Source organism: Bacillus sp. FSL K6-2865 (genome assembly GCF_040311405.1).
Classification (GTDB): Bacteria; Bacillota; Bacilli; order Bacillales; family Bacillaceae; genus Bacillus; species Bacillus velezensis.
Genome location: NZ_CP152036.1, coordinates 2,025,653 through 2,040,117, shown reverse-complemented (window position 1 = coordinate 2,040,117; position 14,465 = coordinate 2,025,653). Strand labels below are relative to the sequence as shown.

General features: G+C 45.3%; 15 protein-coding genes and 1 pseudogene. 1 reads left to right on the top strand and 15 read right to left on the bottom strand.

Features of this window, described 5'->3' with window-relative positions; translation table 11 throughout:
- Positions 1 to 38: 38 nt before the first annotated feature.
- From NYE42_RS10165 to NYE42_RS10095, 15 genes and pseudogenes are all read right to left on the bottom strand, one after another.
- Entirely contained in the window at positions 39 to 641 is a 603-nt protein-coding gene (locus tag NYE42_RS10165; RefSeq protein WP_199021961.1) for a hypothetical protein, read from the bottom strand.
- A 501-nt stretch (positions 642 to 1,142) separates the two neighbouring features.
- Positions 1,143 to 1,283 (bottom strand): hypothetical protein, encoded by a 141-nt coding sequence (locus NYE42_RS10160; RefSeq protein ID WP_186314451.1) that lies wholly within the window; start codon positions 1,281 to 1,283, stop codon positions 1,143 to 1,145.
- A gap of 14 nt (positions 1,284 to 1,297) precedes the next feature.
- Positions 1,298 to 1,369: pseudogene (locus NYE42_RS10155) on the bottom strand (hypothetical protein); the annotation flags it as partial.
- 220 nt (positions 1,370 to 1,589) lie between these two features.
- Positions 1,590 to 1,808: an MFS transporter gene (locus NYE42_RS10150; RefSeq protein ID WP_144664862.1), complete on the bottom strand. Its 219-nt coding sequence runs from the start codon at positions 1,806 to 1,808 to the stop codon at positions 1,590 to 1,592.
- A 107-nt stretch (positions 1,809 to 1,915) separates the two neighbouring features.
- Positions 1,916 to 3,544, bottom strand: coding sequence for a YndJ family protein (locus NYE42_RS10145; protein WP_342497471.1), 1,629 nt, complete (start codon positions 3,542 to 3,544; stop codon positions 1,916 to 1,918).
- Positions 3,538 to 4,146 carry a DUF4166 domain-containing protein gene (locus NYE42_RS10140; protein ID WP_060561630.1) on the bottom strand — a complete coding sequence of 203 codons (609 nt, stop codon included), beginning with the start codon at positions 4,144 to 4,146 and terminating at the stop codon, positions 3,538 to 3,540. Before NYE42_RS10140 ends, NYE42_RS10145 begins: the two co-directional genes overlap by 7 nt.
- Entirely contained in the window at positions 4,143 to 4,979 is an 837-nt protein-coding gene (locus NYE42_RS10135) for a hypothetical protein (protein ID WP_352426991.1), read from the bottom strand. Before NYE42_RS10135 ends, NYE42_RS10140 begins: the two co-directional genes overlap by 4 nt.
- A 118-nt stretch (positions 4,980 to 5,097) precedes the next feature.
- Positions 5,098 to 6,369, bottom strand: coding sequence for an MFS transporter (locus tag NYE42_RS10130; protein ID WP_352426990.1), 1,272 nt, complete (start codon positions 6,367 to 6,369; stop codon positions 5,098 to 5,100).
- A gap of 74 nt (positions 6,370 to 6,443) precedes the next feature.
- On the bottom strand, positions 6,444 to 7,445 hold the full coding sequence (locus tag NYE42_RS10125; RefSeq protein WP_060561633.1) for a substrate-binding domain-containing protein: 1,002 nt from the start codon (positions 7,443 to 7,445) through the stop codon (positions 6,444 to 6,446).
- Between the two features lie 83 nt (positions 7,446 to 7,528).
- The gene (locus NYE42_RS10120) at positions 7,529 to 8,365 is read right to left on the bottom strand and encodes an SDR family oxidoreductase (protein WP_352426989.1); all 837 of its coding nucleotides are present in this window, start codon (positions 8,363 to 8,365) and stop codon (positions 7,529 to 7,531) included.
- On the bottom strand, positions 8,362 to 9,438 hold the full coding sequence (gene uxuA, locus NYE42_RS10115) for a mannonate dehydratase (protein ID WP_352426988.1): 1,077 nt from the start codon (positions 9,436 to 9,438) through the stop codon (positions 8,362 to 8,364). Before uxuA ends, NYE42_RS10120 begins: the two co-directional genes overlap by 4 nt.
- A 1-nt stretch (position 9,439) precedes the next feature.
- Positions 9,440 to 10,075, bottom strand: coding sequence for a bifunctional 2-keto-4-hydroxyglutarate aldolase/2-keto-3-deoxy-6-phosphogluconate aldolase (locus NYE42_RS10110; protein WP_132105958.1), 636 nt, complete (start codon positions 10,073 to 10,075; stop codon positions 9,440 to 9,442).
- A 13-nt stretch (positions 10,076 to 10,088) separates the two neighbouring features.
- A complete protein-coding gene (locus NYE42_RS10105; protein ID WP_076424227.1) occupies positions 10,089 to 11,108 on the bottom strand; it encodes a zinc-binding alcohol dehydrogenase family protein in 1,020 nt (339 codons plus the stop codon).
- A gap of 29 nt (positions 11,109 to 11,137) precedes the next feature.
- Positions 11,138 to 12,094 (bottom strand): sugar kinase, encoded by a 957-nt coding sequence (locus NYE42_RS10100; RefSeq protein WP_352426987.1) that lies wholly within the window; start codon positions 12,092 to 12,094, stop codon positions 11,138 to 11,140.
- 203 nt (positions 12,095 to 12,297) lie between these two features.
- Positions 12,298 to 13,716, bottom strand: a complete 1,419-nt coding sequence (locus tag NYE42_RS10095) for an alanine/glycine:cation symporter family protein (RefSeq protein ID WP_007410311.1) — start codon at positions 13,714 to 13,716, stop codon at positions 12,298 to 12,300.
- 376 nt (positions 13,717 to 14,092) lie between these two features.
- Between NYE42_RS10095 and NYE42_RS10090 the strand changes: the two genes are divergently transcribed.
- Positions 14,093 to 14,446, top strand: coding sequence for a hypothetical protein (locus NYE42_RS10090; protein WP_003153956.1), 354 nt, complete (start codon positions 14,093 to 14,095; stop codon positions 14,444 to 14,446).
- Positions 14,447 to 14,465 lie beyond the last annotated feature (19 nt).

Sequence of the window (14,465 nt, the reverse complement as noted above, 5' to 3'; positions counted from 1 at the left end):
CTATAATTAAAGCAGGCCCTTTTAGGGCCTGCTCTTCTTTACCAGTTATACCACACAATTACTTCCTTAATTTTCACAGTTACATCACTGCTGCTGTCATTAATAAAGTTAAAGTGATAGCTTTTTCCTCTTTTCAAATGAGTCCAGTTCATATGAATCTGGCCTGTCCATCCGCCGGGTAATGATACTTTCCCTGCTTGGCCCCCTACTCCACCTTTCCCATTGTCATACTTTGCTGCTACCGAGAACTTTTTCGCAGTCCCTTGCGGGGTAATCAACAAAGTACCAGGGTTTTTAAATGCTTTCCCGTATGTTCCTCCACCAATTGAAAAGTTATATTTGAAACTAAAGGCTTTGCTTGTATATGTTGAATATAAAACATGAAATGAGCCATCCAACGGCATTTCTTCCTGTAGCTTGATCATATCTTTTAATTCCTTCAACGTGTAAGGATGAATCTGATTATTTTCTTCATTATAGATTTTTATTTGAGAAGCTACCTCTTCTTTCTTAGCATCGAGTGTAATATCTGTGGCTGCATTGTCTTTTTGGGCGGCATGTGCTTGGCCTGTCCCGATAATTCCATAAAGAACAATACTTAAAACAAACGCAATTGACCAGAACTTAAAATGCACCTTCATATTTAAACATACTCCTTCCATTTTCGGGTTATTTATGTTTGTTCTTATTGATGAAGTTAGATTTTAAGCTTGATAGCTATTTCGTGGTGTCTAAATGTTTGAGGCCAGTTATTTTTAGGAGAGTTTCTTCCTGTGCCCTATTACGGGCCAGCTACGAACTGTTAGAGTCAGAATTTTGTCAAATATGCCATTGGACTCATGTTGCGTTTCTTGAATTAAGCTTTATCATCAAATCACCCCTCCTTATGTTTGTTCTTCCACTACCAATTTACCCTATAATTATCCAAAATACAACAATTAATCCATTAATTATTTATCTTGAGAGGTATTCTCTCCTGTAAATGCTTGTTTTTAATTTTATAATCTATGTATCAATGTGCTTGGTAATGTGATTTGACGGAATGAATTATTGTCTCAATAACTAAGTATACTTTAGTTATTGAGACGGAAGGGAAATTTATTCGCAATGAGATCATTTCTTTAGGCAAGCATATAAAAAAATCATGTCTGGTAATACTTTGCCGCATCTTCCCTGCACTTTTCCGACGATTTTTTCGCATCGGCTCCCCACATATGAGCAAGTATGACAGTCGCCAGCCCGAGCACCCCGCGAAATAAAATCCGGCTCTGAACCCCAGCCAATCATTAAAAAATCCTGCGGCCAAAGGTCCTCCGAAAATACCGAGTGCATAAAGCGCCTGGTATGCCCCCGTCGATGTTGCTCTCATGTCTGCCGGAACAGACTCAATCGACATTCCAAGCAGCAAAGGAAAAATAATGCCCGAGTGATAAACCTATTAAAACCTGGACGAGATAAAGCGCCATCGGGCTGACGGTAAAAGGAATGATAAAAATAAAAACAGCTGCGAGTAAGTAAAACAGCTTTAATGTTACCCGTTTCCGCACCTGCGAACTAAAGTTCCTATCACTAGCAGAGCCAGTGCGTGCTTAGTCATAAACGAAAAGACAACAAGCTGATTTCTTTCTCGCCATTGTGAAGCCAATCATAGCGGTCGTTTTCATTTCGCGAATCATGAAAGACAGGCAAAGACCGAGGCCGCTCCCGATCCAAAATGCTGCGTGCCATCCCCATTCACTGACAACATAACCGCTCAGGCTCATCCCTGACAGCTGAGCTAACACGAGAATAAATGAGATCCAGCGCATGGCTCCTTTCGTGTCATCCGCCGCAAAATAGCTCGTAAATAAAAAGGTGAATATAACCCATGTAGATGAGAAAAAGCCGCCTGATGAACAGGCGGCGCTGCAGCTAGTTATTTGCTTCGGTTACCTGCGGAAGCATGAGTGATCCGATAATGCACAGTTAAAAATTTCAGTCCGAACAGCCACATATGATGAACGGCCTTCAGGCTGATTTCGCTCTGGGCTGAAATAAGAAATGTCTCTGCCAGCGGAAGATGACACGTCCCCCATTTCGTCTGCAGATAAATCCCTTCATCACCCGCTCCGCTTTTTCGCCGTCTGCTTGTCAAAACAAGATTCTGCTTACGCGCATAAGGCTTTAAAATGCCCGTCATTTGGCCGTACGGCAGCGGAAGAGAGATATTCATGTATCCTTCCCCTTTTGCCCTGTACGCTGAATACAGCGCAGTAAAAACGGTTTCCTGCTTTTCATTTGTTCTGATCCACGCACGGACATTTTTTCTGCCGTCTTTGTCAGAGTCAACTCCTATAATATCACTGTGCATGATATACCAATCCGGATTCATGGACAGGTGAATCTGCCCCGCTCTTCTGCTGAACGGCTCGTACACGCGCGCGAACGGACGAAACCATCCGCTCCACGTCACTTTTGCCATGATGTCATAATCAATTGTCTCTTCATAAAAGGAAATAACGGCCGGCGCCAGTTTTTGGGTTGAAAAGTCTTCAGAATGCAGTTCTCTCATCTGATCCAGAAGGCCGGTATAATGGATGTCATTTGTTGCATGAATATCAGTCAAAAAGTCTTTGCCTATCGTTCTCTTCCCGTAAATACGGCTGAACGTTCTTTCGCTGCCCTCATCAAACGGTCTCGGATTTTCCAACCTCCACCCCGCCAAAGCCGGAAGGATAACGCCGAATGCATTGACGGCCCCGTGAATCCAAATCATCTGGCTGATCGTGAGCATTGCCTCCTCGCGGTAGACACCGTACGAATATATCAAAGAAAAAGCAATTGTGATCATTAACACAGCCGAAGAACTCCTGATCAAGATCCTGCCTGTTTTCGTAACAAACGGCACCGTAAAGACGAGATATGCATTTACATACAGAGCCGCCAGATACAGAGCGACAGCAATCACATCAAGTGTTTTTGAAAATGTAATCCCCAAGGCAATAAGGATCGGCGAAATCAAAATAATGACCGTGCTCCATCTGTAAAGAACCCGTTTCTCCCGTATGATCCTGCCGAGCAATCCGTTAAAGATCGGAATGAGAAAAGCGGAATAGTGAAAGTGCACCGCCGTCAGCAGAACGATAAGCGGACCGAAATTCATAACGGGAATCTCAAGGACATATGCGAAGAACCAGAATCCGCCCCCGGCCAAATAAATGAAACCCGCCATAACAGACATCTCTTCTGTTCTGTGAATATTTGTTTTCATCAGCCGCCGGACAGCATACAGTGCCAGCCCAAGCGTATAAATGAGCCACACAACGGCAAAAAAACTGAAGTCTGTGACAAGCGCAAGCGCCGCACATAAAGCGGCAACAGGATAACTTCGTAATAACACATTCTCTAAGGTCTTTGACGGCCGAAAAGCAAAATCGAATACAGCGGGAACGAAAAAAAGTACGGAAAATAAAACAAACGTCTCAGCAGCTGATATATACGGAGCTTCAGCCGCCGCAAATCCCAAAAAGCAAATCACGCTTACCATGAGATGACGCTTCAGCATGTTTCCCCCTCTGTTTCACGGAAAGTCCCCCGGTAAGAGAAAAGCGTGCCGAGTATCCGGTTTTTCACATGAACCTTTATGCTGAAGCAATTCATTTCCTCATCATAAGCCTCATAAACGGTTGAACTGCCGCACAGCCATGCCGGAAGCGGGATTTTCTTTCCGACTATCAGGAGCCACTGCCTTCCGGATGTAATAACAAGCCCTCCGTCTGAAGACGCTTCTAAATGCAGTTCAGACAGTAGGATGCGGGGTTTGCCGAAGTAATCAAGAATTCTGTTTTCCCGCTCATCATATTCCATGACTGCATCAAAAAAACGCGTTTTGCTTTTAAAGAAAAAGGTACGATTCCATTCCACGCCATTTTGCCTGTTTTTGTTTTCGATAGTGAAAGGGATATCGTTTCCCCTCTCTGAGAAAAAACATCTGAAAAAAACACCTGTCTTTAAAAGCATTCTGACAAGAAAAGAACCTCCCTTTATTTCTGACATAACTCCTTCTCCGCAAAACGTGCGTGATCCGTCAAATCTGTACCGTTTCTGCAGCATCGGGTGCAGTGATTGATAATGAGTAATCGCTTTTTCATACATTGAATCCGTCATTTCACTTCTCTCTTTCGTTTTGTATGCCAGGCGCTCGGTTTTGTATGCCAGGCGCTCGGCAGCTTAGGCTTAAGAATCATTGCGGCTATCGTAAGCACTCCTAATGAGATCACGAATCCGCCGCCCGAATATAGCAGTGCCGTTACACAAAAGAAGACTGACTGCCCGGTGTGAATCAGCCACTTTCTCCGCATGGGAAGCAGCCATAATACCCCTAACCCTGTCTCCAGCGCTCCCCTCACGATCTCTGCATCGGCACAGCCATCATGAAAGCCTTGAAAAAACCAATACAGACTGAATACGAGACACATAAAGACATAGACAAACCCGAAACGGCCTGATATCTTCGGATGTCTGTTTTGTTCTATCCAAAGCCGCAACGCATCAAAGCTCCATGCGGTAGCCCAGCTTAGCAGAGGACGAAATAAAAACCGGTCTATCCAACTTCCCGGCAGACCGCGGGCCGTTTCATATTGATATTGAGTCAAAAATGCGGTTTGTCCGTTATCCCGCTCTATATACTTCCAGTAGCCTCTGCCTTCTTTTATAAGTGACAGCGGATGATCAGAGGCAAAAGCGAGCGAAGACACTCTTTCTGACGAGCGAAGCCTTATGTCACCTATTGATTCGCCCGTGCCGGATACCTTCAGCCCAAAACCGATTCGTGTTTCATATAGAAATCTCTGCGGTTCATCTGGCAGCCTATGAAGATATGTAATGTCAGAAAACCGCAGATCCCATTCCTTATGAAGATGCGGGTTTTGCGTATATTCCCAAAGCGTTTCTATATCAGATGCAATATTGATTTCGACATATATCGGCTTCTGTTTCATGTCCCCTCCTCTTCCCTTCTTTTGTAAACAATTCCTATATTATCATAGGAACAGATCAAGCGGCAGAACGAAAAGGCCATCCCGTTATCGGCAGGACAGCCTCAGTGGCTTTGATGACTTATGAATAAGGTATCGTGTCTTTATTATCTTCAGAAGCGGTTTGAATGATAATCGGGCGCACGAAACGGATTACCGCAGCCGAGGCCAAAACGGCTAATCCGCCTGCAAGCAAAAACGCCCCGGAGAATGATCCGCTTTTGTCCGCGATAAAGCCGGTTAAAGCAGGCCCGATAATACCGGCCGTGTTTGCAAGAAAATGCATAAAGCCGCCGACTGATCCGACATTCCTTTGATCAACCACATCATGAATCACCGCCCAATAGATAGAGCCCGTTATATATAAAAAGAAGACTGATAAAGCAACGAGAATAACGGCACTTACGGTAGTGGTAACAAGTCCGGCAAATCCGATCAGTACAGCGGAAGCGAACAGACAAGTGACAAGAATGACTTTCCGTGAGAACAAAACCCCTTTTCCGGCGGTTTTTTTGAATACATAATCAGAAATCATTCCGCCTGCCGCCAAACCGATAAATCCAAGAATCCAGGGAATAACAGTCACCACGCTCATAAATTCAACACTTAAACCGCGTTCTTTCACCAGATAGCTCGGAAACCATGTTAAGAAGAAAAATAAGATGTAATTGTAAGCGAAAAAGGCAAAAGCCGTGAAGAGAACCGTTTTTTGTTTCAAATAAAAGGTCATCGGGATATGCTGCTCATGCGGTTGAATCTCCGCTTTCATTGCCGGGGCGTCTTCCGTCGGCGCCGGCCGTTCTTTGACAAATTTAAACCAGATGACCGCCCAGACTAAACCGATGATCATGATCAGAACAAAGGAAACTTTCCAGCTGAACGCCACAGCAATCATCCCGACAATCGGGCCGGAAATCGCCCCGCCGAGCGGCGTGCCGCTGTTTGTCAGGCCAATGACCGTGGCGCGCTGAGACGGAGGAAACCAATTGTTGACCATTTTGCTTATGGCAGCCGACAGCGGCCCCTCCCCCATACCGAATAAAACACGGATAATCAATAGACTTACAAATCCGAAAGCAAGCGCAACCGCTCCGCTGAAAAGAGACCAAACGATCATCGCCGTACACAATGTCAATTTAGCCCCATACCGGTCAGATGCAACACCGCCGAGAAAGTTAAACACAGCGTATCCGACAGAAAAACTGCTGAAAATCAGCCCCATTTGGGTTGCCGACAATGTGAGATCCTGCTGTATGAACGGCGCTGCAATAGACAGCGCTGAGCGGTCTAAATAGTTAATCACCCCGGCTGAAAATAAAAGAAGAAGAATAGGGAATCTATCTTTTGAGAACATAAAATCCCCCTCTCATTTCATAGTATTCAGACATTTAAATTGCCGGAGTAAACCGATTTATGCAATGAAACCGGTTATCCGGATTGCCTTGCGAGCAGCGCCGGTTTATAGCGGTGAATCCGTTTTTCACCGCCATCTTTTTCTTGTATCTGACGAAGAAGAAGGCTTCCCGCTTTTCGCGCCATTTCTGCCGCAGGCTGGACGATCGTCGTAATTGGAGGAGTAAAAAAACCCGCAAAAGGAACTTCATCAATTCCGATGACGGCTGCCTTATCCGGAATTGCCATATCATGCTCCTTCATATACTTCAGCACCTCAACAAGAACGATATCGTTTGCCGCCAATATCGCTTTCGGAGGCTCCTCAAGTGAGAACAGCTCTGACAAAACATTGGAAATATCAGCCGCATCGGCTGTTTTGATATATTCGTCCCGCACCATCATTCCGTGGCGGTCAAGCGCCTTCTTATACCCTTCAATCCTTTCTACCCTCGGACTGATTTCCCGAATAATGGACGTCGTAATAATCGCAATTCTCTTAATGCCGCTCTCGATAAACCGGTCAACGGCAAGACCGGCTGCATGATGGTTATCAAGCATCACTGTCGGAATCCCGAGTTCTTCAATGGTTCTGTCCATAAACACGACCGGAAACGTATCACGTTTCATCTTTTCATATAAAGAGAGATTTTCGCCCGTCGGAAAAATAATAATTCCGTCCACCTGCTTAGCCCGCAGCATTTCAATATATTTCTTTTCTTTTTCCGGTTCATCATCCGCATTGCAGACAATAATATGAAATCCTTGTTCATGAAAATAGTCTTCCACCGCCCTGATGACCTGAGTGGAAAAAGTGTGAAGAATATTAGCCACCACCACACCTACTGTAAATGTTGATTTCTGTTTTAAGCTGCGGGCGACGAAATTCGGCTGATAGTTCAGCTCTTGTATGGCCGCTTCTATTTTTTGTTTCGTTTTCTCGCTCATATAGTCATAGCGCTGATTTAAAAATTGAGATACGGTGCTTTTGGATACGTTTGCATATTTCGCCACATCAGAAATTGTAATGGTTTTCATAGACTCATCCCCGTCTGTCTTCATTTTTCACTAGTATAAGTCAGAAGTAAATGGTTTACAATCTGACAGGGACATGGATTCTGTCACACTCCGGAATAAGCCATAAAACCTCCGTCGACGGGAACGGTGACCCCGGTGACGAAGCCTGAGCATGAATCATCCGAAAGCCACAGGAGCGTTCCCAGAAGGTCTTCCGGTTTCCCGAAACGTTTCATCGGTGTATGTGCCATAATCTTATTGGATCGGTCTGTCAGACTTCCATCTTCCTGTAATAACAACTCACGGTTTTGCGCTGTCAAAAAGAAACCCGGAGCGATGGCATTCACCCGCAGCCCTTTTTTTGCGAAATGAACAGCCATCCACATCGTAAAATTCTGAATCGCCGCCTTGGCCGCGCTGTAGGCGGGCACCTTTGTCATCGGTGTATACGCACTCATAGAAGAAATATTAATAATCGCGGGACATTCCGCCTTCAAAAGGTCTTTTCCAAACACTTGCGATGCCAGAAATGCACCGGTAAAGTTGGTTGAAAATACGCTGGAAAACCCCGTTTCGTCCATATCAAAAAATGATGTGCCCTGCTCATCCTCTTCATACGTCTCACTGGCAGTTATCGCATCAGGGTGGTTTCCCCCGGCTCCGTTAATTAAAAGATTGACAGAACCGAACCGGCTGATAATCTCGTCTTTTGCCTTTTCGAGCGAATCACGGGCTGAAACATCAGCCGGTACAGAAACCGCGGTTCCTCCAGCGTCAGCAATCTCGCCCGCCGCACGCTCTGCTTTATCAACATTCCGGCTGACGATCGCAATTTTCATCCCCTGCCGTGAAAGCTCCTTTGCCATTGCTGAACAGAGAACACCGCTCCCGCCTGTTATGACAGCGGTTCTTCCTGATAAACGTTCATGAATCGGTCTCATCTCTTCACCCCTTTCTCATGAGACGAGAACGCATCCCACAGTCCGTTCAAATACATAATTCCTAATGCACGATCATATAAACCATAACCCGGCCGGCATTGTTCGCCCCAGATATGACGGCCGTGATCAGGCCGTACATATCCTTTATAGTCTTGGCCGTGCAATTCTTTTACAACACCGGTAATATCAATGGACCCATCACTGGTAAGATGCGAAGTTTCGGTAAAATCACCGTTATCGCAGATTTTCACATTTCGTATATGGGCAAACGGCGCAGCTCCCGCATAGTGTTTGGTGATCTTCACCATATCATTGGCGGGATCCGCTCCCATCGAACCCGTGCATAACGTAATACAATTGGCGGGTGAATCTGAAATCTCTCGCAGCTTTTCATAACTTTTCTCACCGGTGATAATACGGGGCAGGCCAAAAATTGACCAGGGCGGATCATCCGGATGAATGGCCATTTGAATGCCGTGTTCCTCCGCTACAGGAAGGATTTCATGTAAAAAGAATTCTAGATTGGCCCAAAGCTGTTTTTCATCAACCGTTTGATAGGCCTCAAACAGTTCCTTGATCCGGGCCATTTTCTCCGGCTCCCACCCGGGAAGCGTCAAATCAGAAGATTCTTCAACCGTGCGGATGAGTTCCTCCGGAGGGAGACTTTCCACTTTCGCTTTTTCAAAAAACAAAGCGGTTGACCCATCCTCCAGCGCGCGGAACATATCGGTACGCGTCCAGTCAAATATCGGCATGAAATTGTAACAGATGACTTTCACGCCGAATTCGGACAGATTGCGAATGGTCTGTTTATAGTGCTCAATATATTGTCCGCGTTCTTCATGACCGAGTTTAATGGCTTCATGAACATTCACGCTTTCCACGACCTCTGCATGAAACCCATAGGATTGAATGTATCTGACTTCCGCTTCAATGTCCTCCTTTTCCCATACTTCGCCCGCGGGCTTCTGGTGAAGAGCCCAGACGATGCCTTTGACCCCGGGAATTTGTCTGACATGTTCAAGAGTCACCGTATCATTACCTTGGCCGTACCAGCGAAACGTGATATTCATGTTACACCCCCGTAAATTCGTTTTTTCGGCAGACGTATTCTTTGCTGAGGGATACGGCAGCTTCATAGCCGCCCTTTTGATATGCTTTTGTCAAGTCGCTTCCCACACCGACCGCGACCGCTCCGGCAGAGAGCCAGTCATTCATGCTGTTTAATGAGATACCCCCGGTCGGCATAATGCGGACATTCGGCAGAGGACCGTTGACCGACTTGATAAATGAAGGGTCAAACGAATTAGCGGGGAACAGCTTTACCACATCACATCCGGCTTCAAGCGCCAAAGCCATATCAGACACACTCATGCATCCCGGAAGATACGGTACGCTGTACTGGTTGCATAGAGATGCTATCTCTTTTACAAAATGAGAGCTGACGATAAATGAGGCGCCTGATAAAATGGCGTGTCTCGCCGTTTCTGTATCCATTACAGAACCGGCTCCAAGAAGAATATCTTGATGCCGGAGTTCTTTAAAGACATCTTCCACTTCAGGAGTTGTGTATGTAAGCTCAATGGCGCTGATACCTCCTGAAATGGCCGCTTTTGAAACTTCAAGCGCCTCTTGGCTGTTTTGTCCCCTTATGACAGCCACCACTTGTGCATGCAGAAGTTTTTCGTAAATGGCGTACTTAGGCAGCATTCTCGCTCCTCCTTTAATCAAACGTAATGATTGCTTTTCCCACCTTGCCCGGGTGCTGTTCGATCAACTGAAATGCTTGATGGACGTCATCTGCTGAAAATGTATGTGTAATAAGACCGCTGTGCGTTAACAGGCCTTTATTCAGTAAGTCTGTAATGTACGGAAACTGATTCGTCTGCAATCTTGAACCGGTTATCGTGACTTCCTTTTTTGTGATCGGAAGCTGAGAAATGCCGGCAGTCCTCTCATCAAAACCAAGCACAACCACATGACCGGCCGGAGACACCGCGTCAATGGACGTTTCAAACGTTGAGGGGAGACAGACGGCATCAATGACGACATTGGCGCCTTCTTTTTTTGTCCATTCGTTCACCCGCAAAACGGGATCTTCTTTTTGCGCGTTGACGGTAACGTCCGCACCGTTTTTTTCAGCGAATGCCAAGCGTTCATCATTCAAGTCGGTTATCATGACAGAAGCGCCTTTGAACTTTGCCATTTTTAATATGCAGATTCCGATCGGTCCCGCCCCCTGAATCAAAACGGTATCTTCCTTCTCGACACGGCCTCTCCAAACGGCCTGGGCGCCGATCGTATATGGTTCTGCCATGACCGCTTCCTCCCAGGGCAGATCGGGGGAAACGGCATGCAGCTGCTTTTCCGGAACCACGATATATTCCCGCATCCCGCCATCTTCATGAACGCCGAACACCGAGAGCGCTTTGCAGACGTTCGGACGTCCTTTCCGGCAGGCATAGCATGTTCCGCAATAAGATATCGGTTCAACCACTACGCGGTCACCCGGCTTGAAACGCCGGACATGAGAACCGGTCTTTGCGACTTCCCCTGTGACTTCATGTCCGATTACTCTCGGCAGGGACGCTAACGGATTTGTCCCATGATAAATATGCAAATCTGATCCGCAAATTCCGACCCGCTTCACCTTGACAAGAACATCATCCGCGTGGACAACAGACGGTTTCTCACATTCCGTCACCATCAGATCAAATGCTTTCCGTACTTGAACCGCTTTCATTTTCTCACCCGCTTTTTAAGTTGTGCTTGCTACCGTTCAATCACAGTCTCTTTGTTTACAAATGACAGAACCTCTTCTAGATAGGGAAGCCCTTCATTATCACCGGAAACTGTGGTGACGAGCGCACCGACCGCATTGGCAAACTCCAGACGTTTTTCCGGTTCAAAACCATGCAGATAACTGTACAGGTAGCCGGCATTAAAGCCGTCACCCGCTCCTACCGTGTCAACAGGCGCAACCGGGAAAGCCTCTTTGTGAACCCACTTATGATCATGATACAGCGCAGAACCTGCTTCACCGTCTTTTATGACAAGCTGACTGATTGAATAGGTCTCTGCAAACCGGGCTAATGCTTCATTTTCCCCTATACCTGTCAGCTGTTTCATTTCGTCCCGGCCCGCCAGAAGAATATCAGTATGCGGAAAGATTTGATGAAATGCCGCACGCGCCTCCTCAATCGTCCACAGCTTCAGCCTGATATTCGGATCAAAAGATACGGGAATCCCTCTTGCTTTGGCGATGGAAAGCACCCTTTCAGCAATTTCAAGATTTTTCTTATCAAGCGCGAGGAACACACCGGTAAGATGAACGATGTGAATGCCGTCAAACATATTCTCTGTTATATCTCCCGGTGCAAGAGTCAGAATTGGTGAATTGAAACGATAATAAAACGTCTTGCCTGAACCGTCATTTCTGATCTCTTTGACATTTAAAGATGTAGGAAAGCCTTCAACATAGGAGACGTCAGTCACATCAATTCCTTCTCCTCTGGCAAACTGATAAATCAATCTGCCGAACTCATCCTTCCCCAGTCTGCTGACCCACTTTGAGTGCAGATTCAATCTGGCGCATGCAATCGCAAAATTCAGTTCAGCTCCTCCTGCTTTTCGTTCAAAATGGGTAACAAAACGCAAAGGTCCTGTGCTTGCGGGATTTAAGGTGATCATCGCGTCACCGATCGTAAAAATGCCATAATCAGAAGCCACATCAATACTCCTTTCTTTTAAGACTAAATCGGTTTGGTAAACCGGTTTAGTAAAACTTTATATGAAAACCCTTACACACACAAGAGAAAAATACAATAAATTCAAAAAAATCTGTTTTCAGTAAAAATAATCCGATTTTTCACATGAAAAAACCCCTCACAACAAAATGTAAGGGGTTTTTTGAAAATTGTATGCATGTTTCCTCAGTTAGCAGTCTTACGTTCGGGGCTTGTACCTTCTTCTTCCGCCCATGTTTCAATATGCTTGAGCTCCGGGGTATTCTCGGCTTTGAATACGGGATCAAGACCTTTTTTGCGCTGAGCGGCATAATCCTTATAGATCTTGTAGGCTACATTACTCAGCAGTAAAATTGCCACTAAGTTAATGAGAGCCAAGAGTCCCATAAACAAGTTTGCCATGTCCCAGACGATCTGGAAGTCAGCCAAACATCCGTATACCACCATCACTACGACGAATACGCGGTAAATATTAAGCCATGTTTTGCTTGTTTTAATAAATTCAATATTCGTTTCACCATAGTAATAGTTGCCGACGACAGAGCTGAATGCGAATAAAAACATCGCAATCGCAATAAATGTCGGCGCCCATCCGCCGAGGTGGTGCTGCAATGCGGCTTGTGTCACTTGGATGCCGTCTCCTTTAGGCGTAAAGCTGTACAATAAAATGATAAAGGCAGTCGATGTACAAACAATAAATGTATCAAAAAACACGCCGAGCGTCTGAATTAATCCCTGCTTAGCCGGATGCGACACATGTGCAGCCGCTGCGGCATTCGGCGCGCTTCCCATACCCGCTTCGTTTGAAAACAGGCCGCGCTGCGCACCGATAATAATGATGCTTCCTAAGCTTCCGCCGACGATCTGTTCAAGACCGAACGCATTTTTCACAATCGTAACAAACAGCTCAGGTACCGCTGTAATATTTACAATCACGACATACAGCGCGATCAGAATATACATACCCGCCATGACCGGAACGATTAATTGCGAAACGGAAACAACACGTTTCAGACCGCCGAATATAATGAAAGCCGTTAATACAGCTAAAATGATTGCGATAACTGTTTTATTCACATGGAATGCTTCGTCAAACGCCACAGAAATCGTATTTGACTGCACGGCGTTAAAGATAAGTCCGAAAGAAACGGTAATCAATACGGCGAATAAAATACCGAGCCAGCGGGCGCCCAGTCCCTTAGCCATGTAATATGCCGGACCGCCGCGGAATTCGTCACCGGAACGCACTTTATACAGCTGCGCCAAGGTGCTTTCCACAAAGCTGGAAGCCATACCGACAATCGCTACGATCCACATCCAAAATACTGCGCCGGGACCGCCTGTTGCAATCGCCAGCGCGACGCCGGTCAAGTTTCCGGTTCCGACACGAGAAGCGGCTGAGATAAAGAATGCCTGCATTGAAGACACTCCTTTATTTCCTTGCGGCTTCTCCCCGACGATTCTAAACATTTCAATAAAGTATTGGAATTGAATAAAGCGAAAACGGAACGTAAAGTACAATCCGATCCCGACTAAAATATAAACAAGATACTTCCAAATAAAATCATTTGGAACATTTATGATTTCACTGATGAAAGCCTCCATGTTTAACCTCCCTTTTACATATCTTTTACTGTCATTTTTGCTGCATATGTTAGATCTTTTAACACAACGAGTATTATTATATCACAACAACAGTGGTTGAGAAGTTTTTTTAAGAAAATGTTTCGGTTTCTACATCACGTCTTTTGCTGTCATGCCCCGTTTTTTATCTTACAGCCCGAAAAATGTTGTCACGCCATAAGGAATGCGTGCATATCATAACAAATAGGTCTTTAAGAAAAAAGAGATGAAAAGATGGATGGAATGGTATATACTTAACCAGGATAATAATTTTTTAAATTTAATAAATATGTTTACTTTACATTTAAATTAGGGTATTATAATAAAAATATTCAGACTTATGAAGGGGGGAGAACATTTGAAAAAAATCTTGTTTTTAAAAGCTTCTATTTTATTTTTAGCGATTGCAAGCTTTCATTTGCTCTCCATTCCCCATGCGTTCGATACTGCTCATCATTTTAAAGCGGTAGCCGACCAGCAGGAAATGCACGAAATGAAGGCCGGCCAAAATGCTGATGATGAGAAAAAATCGCTGACGGGCTCATATATCTTGACGGCGCTTTTTGCCGCTTCTGTCTCACTGATCGTGATATCAGACAGGAGACGCCCCGCTTCCCGGAGAAGACAGCGAAAGAAAAGCTTTTTAATCGCTAAATTTTATCAGTCCTCTTATTTCGATGAGCTTCATGTTCAACATCGCCTATCTATGTAACATAAAATGAGGAGGTTGT